Here is a 16,830-nt window from a genome sequence, read left to right as displayed (position 1 = left end):
GGCGTGGCGATAGCCGGCCCGTCCCTGGGACTCGCCCTGCGCTGTGCGCGGGGCCGCCTGCGGCGTCCGGATGCGCCCCAGGCGAATCCGCCGGCAACGCGAGGAAGCTGACGTGGAGCTTTTCTCCCTACTGGGCAATTCGCAACGGTTGGATGGCGGCGCCATGTTCGGCAATGCGCCGAAGGCGATGTGGTCGCGCTGGATCCAGCCCGACGCGCAGAACCGCATCCCGCTGGCCTGCCGCTGCCTGCTGGTGAAAGGCCTCGCGGTGAACGGCGTGCCGGGGCGCAACGTGCTGTTCGAGACCGGCATCGGCGCGTTTTTTGACCCGTCGCTGCGCGAGCGCTACGGCGTGATTGAGGATCGCCACGTGCTGCTCGACTCGCTGGCCGCAGCGGGCCTGGCGCACGAGGACATCCACGCGGTGGTGCTGTCGCACCTGCACTTCGACCATGCCGGCGGCCTGCTGGCGGCGTGGGAGGAGGGACAGTCGCCGCGTCTGCTGTTCCCCAACGCCACGTTCGTGATGGGTGCGGCACATTGGCAGCGCGCATTGAGGCCGCATCCGCGCGACCGCGCCTCGTTCATTCCGGAACTGCCGCAGCTGCTCATGGACAGCGGCCGCCTGGAACTGGTCGAGGGCGAGCACGCGAAGGTGCTGGGGGAGGCGGTGCGTTTCACCTATTCGGACGGCCATACGCCGGGCCTGATGCTGGCCGAAGTCGCCGGCATGGCGTTCTGCGCCGACCTGATCCCCGGCCGTGCGTGGGTGCACCTGCCGATCACCATGGGCTACGACCGTTACCCCGAGAAGCTGATCGACGAGAAGCGCGCCTTCCTTGACGACAAGCTGACGCGTGGCGTGCGACTGTTCTTCACCCACGACCATGCCTGCGCCGCGGCGCGCGTGCAGCGCGACGAGCGTGGTCGCTATGGCTGCGCGGACGAGCTGCCTGAACTGCACGGGAGCCCCGGATGATGTCCCTTGGCCGCATCACCGCCTTGCGCGGTCCGCAGGCCATCGCGGTCGGCCTGGCATCGCTGGTGCTGGGCATCGTGCTGGCCGCGTGGACCGAGCGTAGCCTGGGCAACTACCAACTGGCGTTGCAGCTGCATGGTGGCGGGGTAGTCGACCTCGGTCACAGCATGGAGCCGCAGGATGGCCTGCAGGGCCGGATGGTGCGCATCAGCGGCACGCCGCGGGTGGTGGAGTCGCCCTACGACGCCGACTTCAACCAGCAGGCGGCCACGCCGGTGCTGTCGCGCCGCGTGCAGATGTTCCAGTGGCGCGAACTGCGCCTCGGCGGCAACGTCACCTACGAGCTGGACTGGGCGGACACGCCCCAGGATTCCAGCCGCTTCGCGCAGCCGCAGGGTCACGCCAACCCGGGGCCGTTCCCGCTCGCCGGCAAGCGCTTCGATGCCGGCAGCGTGGAGCTGGGAGGCTACAAGCTGGATCCCGCGTTGGTGCATGCCCTGCCGGGCAGCGAGCCTGTGGCGCCCGACGCGAAGGCGTTGCCGGCGAACCTTGCCGCCAGTTTTTCGCTACATGACGGCGCGCTGGTCACCAGCACCAGGCCGGGCGACCCGCGGCTCGGCGACGTGCGCGTGAGCTGGAGCGCGGTGCCGCTGCAGGAAGTGACGGTGATTGCACGTGTCGACGGCGATCGTCTCGTGACAGTGCCGAACGCGGTCGACGGCAAGGACTACGAGGTCAACGTCGGCGACAGCGCGCTGCTGGATATGCGTCCCGACATGGCGGCGCAGCCGCTGCTGGTCTGGCCGCGGCGCATCCTCGCCGTGCTGCTGGCGGTGCTGGGCATGGGCCTGCTGTTGCGGCAGCGGGATGCCACGCGCATCGACCCGCGGCTGGCCCTGGGCGGTGGCCTGCTCGTGGTGGGCGTGTTCGCCGCCATGCCGTGGCTGGGCAGCAGCACGGCATCCGCCATCGCCTGGTTCGTCGTCGCGCTGGTCGGGCTGGCGCTGCTGGTTTGGTGGCATCGCGCGTCACGCCCGCGCCATCACCAGCACCACTGAATCGCCGGTCGCCATCGGCGAAATGTCAGGATCGCGCCCGCGGCAGACCCGCGGCGGCGGACATGCTGCAGATCCGTTTCCAAGGATGACTTCCCCATGCACCTGCGTTCGCTGTCCGGCGCCATTCTGGCGCTGACCCTGGCTTGGTCGGTGGCCCTTGCGGCGCAATCCCCGTACGACATCGACCGCAGCCAGTGGAACGCGCCGCAAAAGCCGTTCCGCATCTACGGCAACACCTGGTACGTGGGACCGCACGGCCTCTCCTCGATCCTGCTGGACACCGGGCAGGGCCTGGCGCTGTTCGACGGCGACCTGCCCGAATCCGCGGCGCAGATCGAGGCGCACATCCGTGAACTCGGCTTCCGGGTGCGCGACGTGAAGTGGATCCTCAACTCGCACGCCCACAGCGACCATGCCGGCGGTATCGTCGCGCTGCAGGCAGCCAGCGGCGCACAGGTGCTGGCAAGCGCCGCCGGCGCGCGCGAACTGGAGCTGGGCGGCGCAGATCCCGGCGATCCGCAATACGGACTGGCTCCCCGCTACACGCCAGTGAAGCAGGTGCACGTGGTGCGCGACGGCGAAACCCTGGAGCTCGGCCGCATGGCCGTCACCGCGCACTACACCCCCGGCCATACGCCAGGTAGCACCTCGTGGACCTGGGAATCCTGCACGGGCCGGCGTTGCCTGCACATCGCCTACGCCGACAGCCTCAGCGCGATCAGCGCACGAGGCTACCGCTTCACCGACCACCCCGCCTATGTGGCCGCCTTCCGCAGGAGCCTCGCCACCGTGGCGGCCTTGCCCTGCGACATCCTGCTGACCCCGCACCCCGACGCCAGCGGCTTTTGGGAGAAAGTGGCGCAGCGCAAATCGCCGACGGACGTAGCGCCGCTGGTCGACCCGCCGGCCTGTCGCGACTATGCCGCCGACGCGGCGAAGAACCTGGATGCGCGCCTGGCGCAAGAGCAGGCCGCGAAGCGGTGATTCCGGGAGGGCGGCGCCGTGCAGGACGGCCGCTGGCGGGCAATGCCGCGGATCTCCGCGGCCTGTTCAACGGGCGGATGCGTGCTCCAGCAGCCACAGGCCCGCAAACAACTTGGGGTCGATGGAATAGCCTTCGGCGGCGCGCGCGAACAACCAGTCGCCCGCTTCGACGCGGGGCACCTCGTGCACCACGATGTTTTCGCTGGCGTCGCCGCCGCCCGCACCGGTCTTCACCAGGTCGAACGCGCGCACGTAGGCGATCATCTCCGTGCTCATGCCTGCCGATGACGGCCCCTGGTGCAGGAAGGCCACGTGCCTGCAGCGCCAGCCGGTCTCCTCCTCCAGCTCGCGCCGCGCGGCCAGCAGCATGTCCTCGTCTTCCTTGCCGTCGAGGTCGCCGATCAGGCCAGCCGGCATCTCGATCGTGCGGGCCTGGATGGCCACCCGGTACTGCTCCACGAACAGCACGCGGTCGTCCGGCGTCACCGCGATCACGATCGCCGCGCCGCCGGGGTTGTTGCGTTCGGCGTACTCCCAGCGTCCGCGCCTGCGCAGGCTCAGCCAGCGGCCCCGGTACAGGGTTTCCTCCGGCGCATCGGCATCGGCGGGGCGTGAATCGTCGGGTGTCGTCATCGGCGGGATCAGAACGTGCGCTGCACGGAGTAGTCCGCCAGCGTGGCCAGCGCGTCGCGGTAGGGCGAGGCGGGCAGCGCGGCGAGCGCCTCGTGCGCGGCGGCGGCGTGGGCGACGGCGCGTTCCCGGGTGCGCTCCAGCGCGCCGGAGTCGCGGATCGCGGCCACGATGCGGTCCAGCGAGTCCAGGCCGCCGTGCTCGATGGCGTGGCGCAGCGAGGCGACCTGTTCCGGCGTGGCGCTCTGCAGCGCGTAGATCAGCGGCAGGGTGGGCTTGCCTTCGGCGAGATCGTCGCCGATGTTCTTGCCCAGGGTGTCGGCGTCGCTGGTGTAGTCCAGCAGGTCGTCGGCGATCTGGAATGCGTAGCCGAGTTCCATGCCGTACCGGCGCAGCGCGGAAACCTGCTCCCCGGGCAGTCCGCCGAGCAGGCCGCCCAGTTCGGTGGCGGCGGCGAACAGCACCGCGGTCTTGCGCTCGATCACCGCGAGGTAGGCGTGCTCGTCCACGTCGGCGTTGCCGATGTTGAGCAGCTGCAGCACCTCGCCCTCGGCGATGGTGTTGGTGGTGTCGGCGAGGATGCGCATCACGCGCATGTCGTCCAGCTCCACCATCAGCTGGAACGAGCGCGAGTAGAGGAAATCGCCCACCAGCACGCTGGCGGCGTTGCCCCACAGCGCGTTGGCGGTCTGCCGGCCGCGGCGCAGGCCGGATTCGTCCACCACGTCGTCGTGCAGCAGGGTGGAGGTGTGGATGAACTCGATCACCGCGGCCAGCTTGACGTGCTGCTCGCCGCGATAGCCCGCCGCGCGCGCGGCCAGCGCGTGCAGCATCGGCCGCAGTCGCTTGCCGCCGCCGGCGATGATGTGGTCGGCGATCTGGTTGATCAGCACCACGTCGGAGGCCAGCCGCGTACGGATCAGCTGGTCGATGCGCCGCATGTCGGCGTCGGCGAGCGCGCGCACGGCGGCGAAGTCGGCGGGGCGGTTGACGTCGGCTGGAATCGAGTTCATGGGCTGTCGCGGTCTGGGTCCGGTGATTATAGGGGCAGGTCGCCGCGAACCATCATCCGGAGGGCGATTGCAAGCCGCGCCGGCCGGCCCAATGATGCGTCCACGGCATGCCGTTGCAGGGGATTCGCCCGATGGCTCACGAAATCATTGCGTTGATCGCCCAGTACGGCCTGCTGCTGGTGTTCCTCAACGTTCTGGCGACGCAGGCGGGCGCGCCGGTGCCGGCGGTGCCCACCCTGGTCGTGGCCGGCGCGCTGGCGGCGGGCGACCGGCTCTCGCTGGCGGGCATCGTGGCAGCGGCGGTGGTCGGCAGCCTGCTGGGCGACCTGGCGTGGTTCCTGGCGGGGCGGCGTTACGGCGCAGGGGTGATGCGCACGCTCTGCCGTGTCTCGCTGTCGCCGGATTCCTGCGTGAAGCAGTCCGAGCTGCGCTTCCAGCGCTGGCGCGGCCAGGTGCTGCTGGTCGCCAAGTTCGTGCCAGGCCTGTCGATGCTGGCGCCGCCGCTGGCCGGGGCGATGGGCCTGCCGTCACGGAACTTCGTGCTGCTCGACGGCCTGGGCGCGCTGCTCTGGGCAGGCGTGGCGGTCGCACTCGGCTACGTCTTTGCGGGCGAGGTCGACCGCGTGCTCGACGCCGTCGCCGATGCCGGCACGGTGGCGGTGGAGGCAGCGGTGGTGCTGCTCGCGGCCTATGTGCTCGCCAGGTGGTGGCGGCGCGAGCGCCTGCTGCGTTCGCTGCGGATGGCACGGATCGGCGCCGAGGAACTCGCCGAGGCGATCGCGGCAGGCCGTGCGCCGGTGGTGATCGACGTGCGTTCGGCGGTGTCCCGGGAGCTGGATGACCGGATCATTCCCGGTGCCGTGCTCGCCGATGTCGAGGGCGTTGTGCAGGCGGTCGTCGCCATACCCTTCGACCGCGAGCTGGTGGTGTATTGCAACTGCCCGAACGAGGTCTCCGCGGCGCACGCCGCGCAGGCGCTGACCAAGCGCGGCTATCGTCGCGTGCGGCCGTTGCGGGGCGGCCTGGATGGCTGGGAGGCGGCCGGCCAGGCGGTGCAGCGGCTGGCATCGGCGAACGACGGCGTGCTCGCCGGGACGACCGTGGCGACGAGAACGACCGTTTGAGGCACCGGCGCCGGCGGCCCCGAAAATTTACGCGTTCTATATGCCGCCCGGGCGATTCGCTATCCCCTTCTTACGCACCGGCGCCTACAGTTTCCGCCGACATTTTCAGCGGCGCGGTGTTATGGACGTCATCTATCTTTTGCTCGCCTTCGTGCTTTCCGCGGCCAGTCTCGGCTTCCTGCTGATCTGCGACCGCCTGGGCCGCCATCGCTAGGCCGCTGCGCCGGCGCGCCCCATCCCGCATCCGAGTTCTACCCCGAGGGGAATTCCAATGACCGTCGTCTACGTCGTGGCTGCCGCGATTGCGGTGGGCCTGGCCGTTTATCTGTGTGTGGCTTTGCTCAAGCCGGAGTGGTTCGAATGACCTCCAACGATTTCATCCAGCTGGGCCTCTACCTGGCCGTGCTGCTGCTGCTGGTCAAGCCGCTGGGCGGTTACATGGCCCGGGTTTTCGCCGACGCGCCCAATCGGGTCACCCGTTTCGGTGCGCCGGTGGAGCGCGTTCTCTACCGCCTCTGCGGCATCGATCCGGCTGAGGACATGGGGTGGAAGCGCTACGCCCTGGCGGTGTTGCTGTTCAATGTGCTCGGCCTGCTGGTGGTGTATGCGCTGCAGCGTCTGCAGCAGTGGCTGCCACTGAACCCGCAGCACCTGGGCGCCGTGTCGCCGGATTCGGCGATGAACACCGCGATCAGCTTCGCCACCAACACCAACTGGCAGGGCTACGGCGGCGAATCGACGATGAGCTACCTGACCCAGATGCTGGGCCTGGCGGTGCAGAACTTCCTCTCGGCGGCGACCGGCGTGGCGGTGCTGGTGGCGGTGATCCGCGGCTTCAGCCGCCGCAGCGCCCAGGGCCTGGGCAACTTCTGGGTGGACATGGTGCGCAGCACGCTGTACGTGCTGCTGCCGCTGTCGCTGCTGCTGTCGCTGTTGCTGGTCTCGCAGGGCGTGGTGCAGAACTTCAAGCCCTATGTTGACGTGCCGGTGGTGCAGGCCTCCAGCTATGTCGAGACGCTGAAGGATGCCGCCGGCAATCCCCTCAAGGACGCTGCCGGCAAGGTCGAGACGCGCCAGGTGGCGGTGACCGCGCAGACCCTGCCGATGGGGCCGGCCGCCTCGCAGATCGCGATCAAGCAGCTCGGTACCAACGGCGGCGGCTTTTTCAACGTCAATTCGGCGCATCCGTACGAGAACCCGACGCCGCTGTCGAACTTCGCCGAGCTGCTGGCCATCCTGCTGATTCCCGCGGCGCTCTGCTACACCTTCGGCCAGATGGTCGGCGACCGCCGCCAGGGCTGGGCGTTGCTGCTGGCGATGCTGGTGATCTTCGTGCCGCTGCTGCTGACCTGCACCGTGGCCGAGCAGGCCGGCAACCCGGCGCTGCACGGCCTGGTGGCGCAGCACGTCGTTGACCAGCATGCCTCGGCGCTGCAGGCCGGCGGCAACATGGAAGGCAAGGAGACCCGCTTCGGCATCGTCAACTCCACGCTGTGGGCCACCGCGACCACCGCCGCCTCGAATGGCTCGGTGAACGCGATGCACGACTCCTTCACCCCGCTGGGCGGGCTGGTGCCGATGTGGCTGATGCAGCTGGGCGAAGTGATCTTCGGCGGCGTCGGCTGCGGCCTGTACGGCATGCTCGCCTTCGCCGTGGTGGCGGTGTTCATTGCCGGCCTGATGGTCGGCAGGACGCCCGAATACCTGGGCAAGAAGATTGAGGCCTTCGAAATGAAGATGGCCAGCCTCGCCGTGCTGGTGCCCTGCGTGCTGGTGGTGGTGGGCACCGCCATTGCGGTGATGGCGCCGGCCGGCGTGGCGGGCATCGCCAACCCGGGTGCGCACGGCTTCAGCGAGATCCTGTATGCGCTGAGCTCGGCCTCCAACAACAACGGCAGCGCCTTTGCCGGGCTGTCCGCCAACACGCCGTTCTGGAACGTGTTGCTGGGCGTATGCATGTTCCTCGCGCGCTTCCCGCTGGTCATCGCCATGCTGGCCATGGCCGGCGCGCTGGCCGCCAAGCGCCATGTGCCGGAATCCGCCGGCACGCTGCCCACGCACACGCCGCTGTTCGTGACCCTGCTGGCCTGCGTGGTGATCGTGGTCGGCGCACTCACCTTCCTGCCGGCGCTGGCGCTTGGCCCCATCGCCGAATACCTGATGTCGGCGCATTGATCCATCCGGGACAAAGAATCCATGACTTCGCATACCCATGCCGTGCGCGGTTTCGACCGCGAGCTGGTCCTCAACGCGGTGGCCGACGCCTTCCGCAAGCTGTCCCCGCGGGTGCAGTTCAAGAACCCGGTGATGTTCGTGGTGTTCGTGTGCAGCGTGCTCACCACCTTGCTGTGGGTGCAGGCGCTGGCCGGACACGGCGAGGCGCCGACAGGTTTCATCTTCTGGGTCAGCCTCTGGTTGTGGTTCACCCTGCTGTTCGCGAATTTCGCCGAGGCGCTGGCCGAGGGGCGCGGCAAGGCGCAGGCGGACGCGTTGCGCAGCTCGCGCAAGGACGTGGTGGCCAAGAAGCTGGCCGGCCCGACACGCGAGGCCGCTGTCGCGGTGGTCTCCTCCGCCGACCTGCGCAGCGGCGACCACGTGCTGGTCGAGGCCGGCGAGCAGATCCCGGGTGACGGCGATGTGGTGGTCGGCGCGGCCAGCGTGGACGAGAGCGCGATCACCGGCGAATCCGCACCGGTGATCCGCGAATCCGGCGGTGACCGCTGCGCGGTCACCGGAGGCACGCGGGTGCTGTCCGACTGGCTGGTGGTGCGCATCACCAGCAATCCGGGCGAGAGCTTCCTGGACCGCATGATCGCGATGGTGGAAGGCGCCGCGCGGCGCAAGACGCCGAACGAGATCGCGCTGACCATCATGCTGGCCAAGTTCACGCTGATTTTCCTGCTCGCCTGCGCCACGCTGCTGCCGTATTCGATCTACAGCGTGCAGGCCACCGGCACCGGCAATCCGATTACGCTGACCGTGCTGACCGCACTGCTGGTGTGCCTTATTCCCACCACCATCGGCGCACTGCTCTCGGCCATCGGCATCGCCGGCATGGACCGGATGATCCGCGCCAACGTGATCGCCACCTCCGGACGCGCGGTCGAGGCCGCTGGCGACGTCGACGTGCTGCTGCTCGACAAGACCGGTACGATCACCCTGGGCAACCGCCAGGCGGTGGCCTTCCACCCCGCGCCCGGCGTGGACGAGCGCGCGCTGGCCGAGGCCGCCCAGCTCGCCTCGCTGGCCGACGAGACGCCGGAAGGCCGCAGCGTGGTGGTGCTGGCGAAGGAGCGCTTCAACCTGCGTGAGCATTCGCTGGAAGCCTTGCAGGCGCATTTCGTGCCGTTCACCGCGCAGACCCGCATGAGCGGCGTGGACGTGGAAGGTCGGCGCATCCGCAAGGGTGCGCTGGACGCCGTGGAGTGCTACCTCGACGCCGCCGGCAGCCATCTGCCGCCGCTGGTCAAGACCATGGCCGAGGACATCGCGCGTCGCGGCGCCACGCCGCTGATCGTGGCCGAGGGCTTCGGCGCGCTGGGTGTGATCGAGCTGAAGGACATCGTCAAGGGCGGCATCAAGGAGCGCTTCGCCGAGATGCGCAAGATGGGCATCAAGACCATCATGATCACCGGCGACAACCCGCTCACGGCGGCCGCCATCGCGGCGGAGGCCGGCGTGGACGATTTCCTCGCCGAGGCCACACCCGAGGCCAAGCTCAAGCTCATCCGCGACATCCAGGCCGAGAACCGCCTGGTGGCGATGTGCGGCGATGGCACCAACGACGCGCCGGCGCTGGCGCAGGCCGACGTGGCGGTGGCGATGAACACCGGCACGCAGGCGGCCAAGGAAGCCGGCAACATGGTCGACCTCGACTCCAACCCGACCAAGCTGATCGAGGTGGTGGAGATCGGCAAGCAGATGCTGATCACCCGCGGCTCGCTGACCACGTTCTCCATCGCCAACGACATCGCCAAGTACTTCGCGATCATCCCGGCCGCGTTCGCCACCACCTACCCGGCACTGAACGCGCTCAACGTGATGCGCCTGGCCACGCCGCAGAGCGCGATCCTCTCCGCGGTGATCTTCAACGCGCTGATCATCGTGTTCCTGATCCCGCTGGCGCTGAAGGGCGTGAAGTACCGCGCGCTGGGTGCCGGCGCGCTGCTGCGGCGCAACCTGCTGATCTACGGCCTCGGCGGCGTCGTGGTGCCGTTCATCGGCATCAAGCTGATCGACATGCTGCTGGTGCTGCTGGGCATGGCCTGAGCGTGCGGCGTCCCGCCTGCGGGGCGCCCGGTACCCCCTTCGGAGCTTCACGCATGCAAACCCTCAAGCTTTTCGTCTCTTTGCCCGACGCAGAACACCCCGACATGGAACTGCGCCTGTCGGCGAACGATTCCGCCTGCGACGTCGTCATCGCGCTGCCCTCCTGCCGGCGCAGCGACGGTTCGCGGGAGGCGGAGCCAGCCGGCACGGCGGCTTCGTCGAGCGACCGGGACGATTACGAGCTCGGCGGCTACGCGGGCATCTGACCGTCCCATGTTTTCCATCGATTGCGCCGCGGCAACGCTGCCCGGCGCGGAGTCCTCCATGAAAATCGCCACCCTCCTTCTTCCGTTCACCGCACTTGCCCTGGCCGCTTGCATGCCCGCGGCGCGCGCCGCCGACGCGCCCTCCACCACGGTCACCGGCAACGTGGCCGTGGTTTCCGACTACATGTTCCGTGGCCTGACCCAGACCTGGGGGCATCCGGCCGTGCAGGGCGGCGCCGACCTCGCGCTCGCCAACGGCTTCGCCGCGGGCTTCTGGGGTTCGGCGATCAGCGAGAACAGCTATCCGGGCGGCTCGATGGAGCTGGATCTCTATGCCAGCTACGGCGCCTCCATCAACAACGACTGGTCCTGGCGCGCCGGCCTCTACGGCTACGTCTATCCCGGCGCCAACCTGGACAAGGCGGCCCTGCCGTCGCGCTCGCTGAATACCGGCGAGGCCAACGCCGCGCTGAGCTGGAAGCAGTTCACGCTGAAGTACAACTACGCGCTGACCGACTACTTCGGCGCCGACGTGGAGCAGGGTTTCCGGGGCAATTCCAAGGGCACGAGCTACACGCAGCTGGACGCCAGCTTCCCGTTCGGCCCGGCCTGGAGCCTAGCGCTGCATGCGGGCTACACCCACTACACGACCGCGCTGGCCGCGCCGAACGCCTACGGCACGCGCAATCCCGACTACGCCGACTTCGGCGCCACGCTGAAGGACCAGTTCTCCGCGCACTGGTCGGCCAGCGTGGGCGTGACGCACGCCACCAACGACCGCTTCTATCGCCGCACCAGCAGCTTCATGAACGCCAACGACGTGCGCAACGTCGGTGGCACGCGCGGCTTCGTGATGCTGCAGGGAACGTTCTGATGCGGTCGGTTCCCGCTCGCAACGATCAACCAGCGGCCCTCCGCGGCCGCGCCTTCCAGACACAGAGTCCCCTATGAGCAAGCTATTGCGTCAATCCATTCTGATGCTGGTGCTGCTGACCGTGGTCACCGGCGTGGCCTATCCGCTGCTGGTCACCGGCCTGGCGCAGGTGCTGTTCCCCGGGCAGGCCAACGGCAGCCTGGTCGTGAAGGACGGCAAGGCGGTCGGCTCCGGGCTGATCGGCCAGGAGTTCTCCGATCCGAAGTATTTCTGGGGGCGGATTTCGGCGACCACGCCCAATCCGTACAACGGCGGGTCCTCGTCGGGCTCCAACCTCGGCCCGACCAACCCGGCGTTGGTCGAAGCGGCGAAGCAGCGCATCGCCGCGCTGCGCGCCGCCGATCCCGGTAATACCGCGCCGGTGCCGGTGGACCTGGTCACCGCCTCCGCCAGCGGCCTCGATCCCGAGATCAGCCCGGCTGCCGCGCAGTACCAGGTGGCGCGGGTGGCGCGCCTGCGCGGCCTGTCCACGGCGGAAGTGGCCGCGCAAGTGGCGGCGCACACCCGCGGGCGGCAATTCGGCGTACTCGGGGAGCCGCGGGTGAACGTGCTGCAGCTCAACCTGGCGCTGGACGCCCTGCAGAAGCGCTAAGGTACGGCGGCCTTCCATGCCGCGACCGCCCATGACCGAGAACGACAACCGCCAGGCCCGCGCCGACGCCCTGCTGAGCACGGTGCAGGACGAGCAGCATCGCCGGCTCAAGGTGTTCCTTGGCGCCGCGCCGGGAGTGGGCAAGACCTACGCCATGCTGTCGGCCGCCCGCGAGCTGAAGCGACAGGGAGTGGACGTGGTGGTGGGGCTGGTCGAAACCCATGGCCGCGCCGAAACCGCGGCCTTGCTGGAAGGCATGGAGGTGCTGCCGCGCCGTGCCGTACGCTATCGCGAGCGCGATTTCACCGAGTTCGACCTCGACGCCGCGCTGGCGCGCAGGCCGGCGGTGCTGCTGGTCGACGAGCTGGCGCACCGCAATCTGCCCGGCGGCCGGCACGAGCGGCGCTGGCAGGACATCGCAGAATTGCTCGACGCCGGCATCGAGGTGTACACCGCGCTCAACGTGCAGCACCTGGAAAGCCTCAACGACCAGATGCGCCGGATCACCGGCGTCACCGTGCGCGAGACGGTGCCGGACGCCTTCCTCGACCGCGCGCGCGACATCATGCTGATCGACTTGCCGCCGCGCGAGCTGATCGAACGGCTCAAGCAGGGCAAGGTCTACGTGCCCGAGACGGCCGCCGCCGCGCTGGACGCGTTCTTCTCGCCCACCAACCTGGCCGCGCTGCGCGAGCTGGCGGTGGAGACCGTGGCCAGTCACGTCGAGAGCGACCTGCGCGAGCACATGCTGGCGCGCGGCGGTGCGATGCCGGTACGCCGCCGCGTGCTGGCGGCGATCGACGGTCATGCGCAGAGCGAATACCTGGTGCGGGTGGCGCGACGCATCGCCGAACGCCGCGGCGCGCCGTGGAGCGTCGTCTACGTCGATACCGGCGGCGCCAGCGACCCGGCCCGGCAGGAGCGGGTGGACGCTGCCATGCGGCTGGCGCGCCGGCTGGACGGCGAGGCCATCGTTCTGCGCGGCCACTCCGTTGCCGACGAGCTGCTCGCGCACGCCGACCGCGAAGGCGTGGGCCAGATCATCCTGGGCCGCACCCGCGAACGGCCGCTGGCGCGAATGCTCGGCCGCTCGCTCACCCAGCAGCTGCTGCGCCGGGGGGCGCACCTGGAGCTGGCGATCATCGCCACCCCGGTCGAGCGGGCGAAGTCGCGGAGGCGGCTGAATCTGGCGCATGGTGCGCGCTCCCGGCGCGACGATTACCTCCAGGCCACGCTGGCGGTCGCCGTGGCAACCGCGATTTCCTACTTTGTTTATCGCTACCTGTCGGTGGCGAACCTGTCGCTGATTTTCCTGACCGCAGTCATCGCGGTGGCGGTCCGTACGCGAATGGCGGTAGCCGTCTATACGGCCGCGCTGTGCTTCTTGGCGTACAACTATTTCTTCGCTCCGCCGCGCTTCACCCTGGAAATCGCCAATTTCGATGACCTGTTGGCGGTGGTGCTGTTTTTCGTGGCGGCCCTCATATGCAGCCGGCTGGCGACGCGGCTGTCCAGCCAGGTAATGTCGTTGCGCACCGCGCAGGTGCGCTCGCGCGCCCTGCTCGCGCTGGGGCAACGGCTTGCCGTCAGTGCCGACGCCGAGGGCGTGCGCAACGTGGGTGCGCAGGCCATGGCGAAGGCGCTGGACGCGCAGGTGGCGATCCTGGCCCGCGACGCCTCGCAACGCCTGCAGGCCATGGCCGCCTCGCCGCGCGGCATGACCTTGAGCATGCAGGACCTGGCCGCGGCCGACTGGAGCGAGCAGCACGCCGAGCCGGCTGGCCGCTACACCGACACCATCAACGCGGCCAGCTGCTGGACCCTGCCGCTGGGCGGCGAGGACAACCGCCTCGGCGTGGCCGCCCTGCGCTTTGCCACCGGTGCCGCTGAACCCGGCCCCGAGCGGCGCAGCCTCGCGCTGGCGATGGCGCAGGACATCGGCCAGGCGCTGGACCGGGCGCGGCTGGCCGACGAGCTGGAGAGCGCGCGCGTGCAGGGCGAAACCGAGCGCCTGCGGAGTGCGCTGCTGTCCTCGGTCTCGCACGACCTGCGCTCGCCGCTGGCCTCGATGATCGGCGCCGCCGGCACGCTTTCCAGCTACGGCGACCAGTTGCCTTCCGAGGAGCGCAGCCAGCTGCTGGAGGCGATCCTGGGCGAGGGGCAGCGGCTGGACCGCTACATCCAGAACCTGCTCGACATGACCCGCCTGGGCCACGGCACGCTCAAGCTAAACCGCGACTGGGTGGACGTGGCCGAGATCGTCGCGGCCGCGGTGGCGCGCCTGCGCAAACTGTTCCCGGACCTGCGCGTGGATACCGCGCTGCCGCCCGATACCGTGCTGCTGTACGTGCATCCGGCGTTGATCGAGCAGGCGCTGTTCAACATACTGGAGAACGCCGCGCGCTTCTCGCCGCCCGGCGAGGCCGTGCGCATCGCCGTGCACGGCGCCGGCGAGCGCCTGTTGATCGACGTCGCCGACCGCGGCCCCGGCATCCCGGAGGAGGAGCGGGCGCGCATCTTCGACATGTTCTACTCGGTGGCCCGCGGCGACCGCGCGCCGCAGGGCACCGGCCTGGGCCTGGCGATCTGCCGCGGCATGATCGGCGCGCACGGCGGCAGCGTGGAGGCCTTGCCCGGCGACGGTCCGGGCACCACCATCCGCATCAACCTGCCGCTGCCGCCGCCGCCCGATACGCAACCATGACCGTTTCCGCACCGCGCGTGCTGGTGATCGACGACGAAGCGCAGATCCGCCGCTTCCTCGACATAGGCCTGCGCGCTGAGGGCTACCAGGTGCTGCTCGCCGCGAATGCCGCCGAGGGCCTGGCGCTGGCGGCCACCGGCAGTCCGGACCTGGTGATCCTCGACCTCGGCCTGCCCGACCGCGACGGCCACGAGGTGCTGGCCGAGCTGCGCCAGTGGAGCCGAGCGCCCGTGCTGATGCTGTCGGTGCGCGACGCCGAGACCGAGAAGGTGCGCGCGCTGGACGCCGGCGCCAACGACTACGTGACCAAGCCCTTCGGCATCCAGGAGCTGATGGCGCGGCTGCGTGCGCTGTTGCGCCAGCGCCCGGCCGGCGAGCCGGAAGCGCCGCCGCGCTGGGACGACGGCCGCCTCAGCGTGGACCTGCAGCGCCGCGAAGTGCGGCTGGACGGCGCCGAGCTGGCGCTGACCCGCAAGGAGTACGCCGTGCTGGCGCTGCTGCTGCGCCACGCCGGTCGGGTGGTGACCCAACCGCAGCTGCTGCGCGAAGTGTGGGGCCCCACCCATACCGGCGACAGCCAGTACCTGCGCATCGTGATCGGCAAGTTGCGCCAGAAGCTGGGCGACGACCCGGCCCAGCCGCGCTGGCTGAAGACCGAGCCGGGCGTGGGCTACCGCTTCCTGGGTTGAGCATGGCGCGGCCCGGGCACGGCGCGGCGGTTCATGCGTGCCTGCGCCGTGCCGGGGGGGCTGCCTGCGCCGCGGCGGCATCGACTGCATCCAGGCATTCGCCGAACAATTGCATCGCCTCGCGCAATTGCGCCTTGGACAGGCCGCAGTAGCCGAGGATGAGGCCGGGCATGGCCGGCGGCTCCCGGTAGTGCGGCGCGATCGAGTACAGGCCCAGTCCGCGTTCGCGCGCGTCGGCGATCAGCGCGTCGACCTGCGCGTGGTCGTAGCCGGGCAGCCAGGCGGTGATGTGCATACCGGCATGTGCATCCGCGATCCACACGCGATCACCGGCGTGCTGCTGCAGTCCGGCGATCAGCTCCCGGCGCCGCGAGTTCAGCTCCCTGGTCATGAAGCGCAGGTGGCGATCGAAGCCGCCGTTCTCCATGAAATGCGCGAGGGCGGCCTGCGGGACCGCCGGGCTGCCGCGATCGCACAGGTACTTGGCGTTGATGAAGTCGTCGCACAGCACTTCCGGCAGCACCATGTAACCAAGCCGCAACGCGCCGAACATCACCTTGGAGAAGGTGCCGACATAGACCACCCGGTCGTCGTCGTCGAGCGAGCGCAGGGCCGGCAGTGGAGGTGATTCGTAACGCAGCTCGCCGTCGTAGTCGTCCTCCATGATCCAGCAGTTTCCGGCTCTTGCGTAGCGCAGCAGCTCTTGCCGGCGCGCCATGGAAAGCGTCGGGCCGGCGGGGAACTGATGGGATGGGGTGACCATCACCAGGCGCGGCGCCTGCTTTGGCAAGGCGCTGCAGACCAGGCCGTCCTGGTCCGTGGGAATGGTCAGCAGCGAAGCACCATGAGCACCGAATTGCTGCCAGGCGCTGAAATAATGCGGTTCCTCGATGGCCACCTCGTCGCCCTCGTCCAGCAGCACGCGCGTGGCCAGGGCGATCGCCTGCTGGGTACCGCTGACGATGAGGATCCGGTCCGGCGAGGTGCGGATCCCGCGGCGCCGGGCCAGATGGTCGCAGATCTGTTCGCGCAGGACCGGTAGCCCCTGGACGTTGCTGTATTCGAGCCTGGTGTGCGTCGCGGCCCAGGCGAGTTCGCGTCCCCAGAGGGTGCCCAGCGTGGGATTCACCTGTGGACGGCCGTACTGCATGTCCAGGCGACAGTCGCGATGCCTGGCCGGAATCGACCAGTCCACCAGCTGCCGCGCACGCTTCGCGTAGCGCGTCAGCGGGGCGATCGACCGGTTCGGCGCCTGTTGCGGCGGCATGGGATCGGTGCGCGACATGCTCACGTAACTGCCGGAGCCCACGCGGCCGACGATGTAGCCCTCGGCACGCAACTGTTCGTAGGCCGTCAGCACCGTGATGCGCGAAAGCCCCAGTTCCTCGGCCAGCGTACGGGTGGGCGGCAGCCGGGCGCCGGCCGCCAGCCGGCCGCTGAGGATGGCCGACTTCATCGCGCGAGTCAGCTGACTGTATTGCGGGCCATGCCCATCGAGTTCGAGAAACATGTCGCCTCCAGATTGGTTATGGATGCTTCCTTGAAATTGGTTATGCCAGCGATGTCGCTACGCCGAACAAGGACGTTT

The 16,830-nt window shown here is 69.4% G+C and carries 15 protein-coding genes; 12 read left to right on the top strand and 3 right to left on the bottom strand.

The features are described 5' to 3' along the window. Nucleotides 1-112 precede the first annotated feature (112 nt). The 3 genes from AC2EWF_RS05580 (at nucleotide 113) to bla (ending at nucleotide 3,021) form a co-directional block, all read left to right on the top strand. Nucleotides 113-979 (top strand): MBL fold metallo-hydrolase, encoded by an 867-nt coding sequence (locus AC2EWF_RS05580; RefSeq protein WP_483638378.1) that lies wholly within the window; start codon nucleotides 113-115, stop codon nucleotides 977-979. Next, the gene (locus tag AC2EWF_RS05575) at nucleotides 979-2,037 is read left to right on the top strand and encodes a TMEM43 family protein (protein ID WP_483638377.1); all 1,059 of its coding nucleotides are present in this window, start codon (nucleotides 979-981) and stop codon (nucleotides 2,035-2,037) included. Before AC2EWF_RS05580 ends, AC2EWF_RS05575 begins: the two co-directional genes overlap by 1 nt. 96 nt (nucleotides 2,038-2,133) lie before the next feature. Next, complete coding sequence (bla, locus tag AC2EWF_RS05570) at nucleotides 2,134-3,021, top strand: subclass B3 metallo-beta-lactamase (RefSeq protein WP_483638376.1); 888 nt, start codon at nucleotides 2,134-2,136, stop codon at nucleotides 3,019-3,021. A gap of 66 nt (nucleotides 3,022-3,087) precedes the next feature. On the opposite strand, the gene AC2EWF_RS05565 is transcribed toward bla, so the two are convergent. Together AC2EWF_RS05565 and AC2EWF_RS05560 are read right to left on the bottom strand one after the other, a co-directional pair. Next, a complete protein-coding gene (locus AC2EWF_RS05565) occupies nucleotides 3,088-3,654 on the bottom strand; it encodes an NUDIX hydrolase (protein ID WP_483638375.1) in 567 nt (188 codons plus the stop codon). Nucleotides 3,655-3,662: 8 nt separating this feature from the next. Continuing rightward, on the bottom strand, nucleotides 3,663-4,664 hold the full coding sequence (locus tag AC2EWF_RS05560; protein ID WP_483638374.1) for a polyprenyl synthetase family protein: 1,002 nt from the start codon (nucleotides 4,662-4,664) through the stop codon (nucleotides 3,663-3,665). A 143-nt stretch (nucleotides 4,665-4,807) separates the two neighbouring features. Between AC2EWF_RS05560 and AC2EWF_RS05555 the strand changes: the two genes are divergently transcribed. From AC2EWF_RS05555 to AC2EWF_RS05515, 9 genes are all read left to right on the top strand, one after another. Next, nucleotides 4,808-5,788, top strand: a complete 981-nt coding sequence (locus AC2EWF_RS05555; protein ID WP_483639114.1) for a VTT domain-containing protein — start codon at nucleotides 4,808-4,810, stop codon at nucleotides 5,786-5,788. A 271-nt stretch (nucleotides 5,789-6,059) separates the two neighbouring features. After that, nucleotides 6,060-6,152: a K(+)-transporting ATPase subunit F gene (kdpF, locus tag AC2EWF_RS05550; RefSeq protein WP_426662427.1), complete on the top strand. Its 93-nt coding sequence runs from the start codon at nucleotides 6,060-6,062 to the stop codon at nucleotides 6,150-6,152. After that, entirely contained in the window at nucleotides 6,149-7,963 is a 1,815-nt protein-coding gene (gene kdpA / locus AC2EWF_RS05545; protein WP_483638373.1) for a potassium-transporting ATPase subunit KdpA, read from the top strand. Before kdpF ends, kdpA begins: the two co-directional genes overlap by 4 nt. A 21-nt stretch (nucleotides 7,964-7,984) precedes the next feature. Next, nucleotides 7,985-10,057 (top strand): potassium-transporting ATPase subunit KdpB, encoded by a 2,073-nt coding sequence (gene kdpB, locus AC2EWF_RS05540; RefSeq protein WP_483638372.1) that lies wholly within the window; start codon nucleotides 7,985-7,987, stop codon nucleotides 10,055-10,057. Nucleotides 10,058-10,110: 53 nt separating this feature from the next. Beyond that, on the top strand, nucleotides 10,111-10,323 hold the full coding sequence (locus AC2EWF_RS05535; protein WP_483638371.1) for a hypothetical protein: 213 nt from the start codon (nucleotides 10,111-10,113) through the stop codon (nucleotides 10,321-10,323). Between the two features lie 58 nt (nucleotides 10,324-10,381). Further along, a complete protein-coding gene (locus tag AC2EWF_RS05530; protein ID WP_483638370.1) occupies nucleotides 10,382-11,197 on the top strand; it encodes a TorF family putative porin in 816 nt (271 codons plus the stop codon). Nucleotides 11,198-11,270: 73 nt separating this feature from the next. Next, nucleotides 11,271-11,849: a potassium-transporting ATPase subunit KdpC gene (kdpC, locus tag AC2EWF_RS05525; protein WP_483638369.1), complete on the top strand. Its 579-nt coding sequence runs from the start codon at nucleotides 11,271-11,273 to the stop codon at nucleotides 11,847-11,849. Nucleotides 11,850-11,865: 16 nt separating this feature from the next. Continuing rightward, nucleotides 11,866-14,553: an ATP-binding protein gene (locus tag AC2EWF_RS05520; RefSeq protein WP_483638368.1), complete on the top strand. Its 2,688-nt coding sequence runs from the start codon at nucleotides 11,866-11,868 to the stop codon at nucleotides 14,551-14,553. Next, the gene (locus AC2EWF_RS05515; protein WP_483638367.1) at nucleotides 14,550-15,242 is read left to right on the top strand and encodes a response regulator; all 693 of its coding nucleotides are present in this window, start codon (nucleotides 14,550-14,552) and stop codon (nucleotides 15,240-15,242) included. The genes AC2EWF_RS05520 and AC2EWF_RS05515 overlap by 4 nt, the downstream gene beginning before the upstream one ends. 31 nt (nucleotides 15,243-15,273) lie before the next feature. Here the strand turns inward: AC2EWF_RS05515 and pdxR are convergent, their stop codons facing one another. Then, nucleotides 15,274-16,752, bottom strand: a complete 1,479-nt coding sequence (pdxR, locus tag AC2EWF_RS05510) for a MocR-like pyridoxine biosynthesis transcription factor PdxR (protein WP_483638366.1) — start codon at nucleotides 16,750-16,752, stop codon at nucleotides 15,274-15,276. Nucleotides 16,753-16,830: the final 78 nt, after the last annotated feature.

The sequence above is a fragment of the Rhodanobacter sp. sgz306013 genome (assembly GCF_057031145.1).
Note: the sequence above shows the minus strand (reverse complement) of the source record. Positions and strands in the feature narration are given on the sequence as shown.

Coding starts and splice junctions, on each gene's coding strand:
- AC2EWF_RS05565 (WP_483638375.1), bottom strand. CDS start 3,654: ATGACGACACCCGACGATTCACGCCCCGCCGATGCCGATGCGCCGGAG.
- pdxR (WP_483638366.1), bottom strand. CDS start 16,752: ATGTTTCTCGAACTCGATGGGCATGGCCCGCAATACAGTCAGCTGACT.
- kdpA (WP_483638373.1), top strand. CDS start 6,149: ATGACCTCCAACGATTTCATCCAGCTGGGCCTCTACCTGGCCGTGCTG.
- AC2EWF_RS05575 (WP_483638377.1), top strand. CDS start 979: ATGTCCCTTGGCCGCATCACCGCCTTGCGCGGTCCGCAGGCCATCGCG.
- AC2EWF_RS05535 (WP_483638371.1), top strand. CDS start 10,111: ATGCAAACCCTCAAGCTTTTCGTCTCTTTGCCCGACGCAGAACACCCC.
- AC2EWF_RS05530 (WP_483638370.1), top strand. CDS start 10,382: ATGAAAATCGCCACCCTCCTTCTTCCGTTCACCGCACTTGCCCTGGCC.
- AC2EWF_RS05560 (WP_483638374.1), bottom strand. CDS start 4,664: ATGAACTCGATTCCAGCCGACGTCAACCGCCCCGCCGACTTCGCCGCC.
- kdpF (WP_426662427.1), top strand. CDS start 6,060: ATGACCGTCGTCTACGTCGTGGCTGCCGCGATTGCGGTGGGCCTGGCC.
- AC2EWF_RS05515 (WP_483638367.1), top strand. CDS start 14,550: ATGACCGTTTCCGCACCGCGCGTGCTGGTGATCGACGACGAAGCGCAG.
- bla (WP_483638376.1), top strand. CDS start 2,134: ATGCACCTGCGTTCGCTGTCCGGCGCCATTCTGGCGCTGACCCTGGCT.
- kdpB (WP_483638372.1), top strand. CDS start 7,985: ATGACTTCGCATACCCATGCCGTGCGCGGTTTCGACCGCGAGCTGGTC.
- AC2EWF_RS05520 (WP_483638368.1), top strand. CDS start 11,866: ATGCCGCGACCGCCCATGACCGAGAACGACAACCGCCAGGCCCGCGCC.
- kdpC (WP_483638369.1), top strand. CDS start 11,271: ATGAGCAAGCTATTGCGTCAATCCATTCTGATGCTGGTGCTGCTGACC.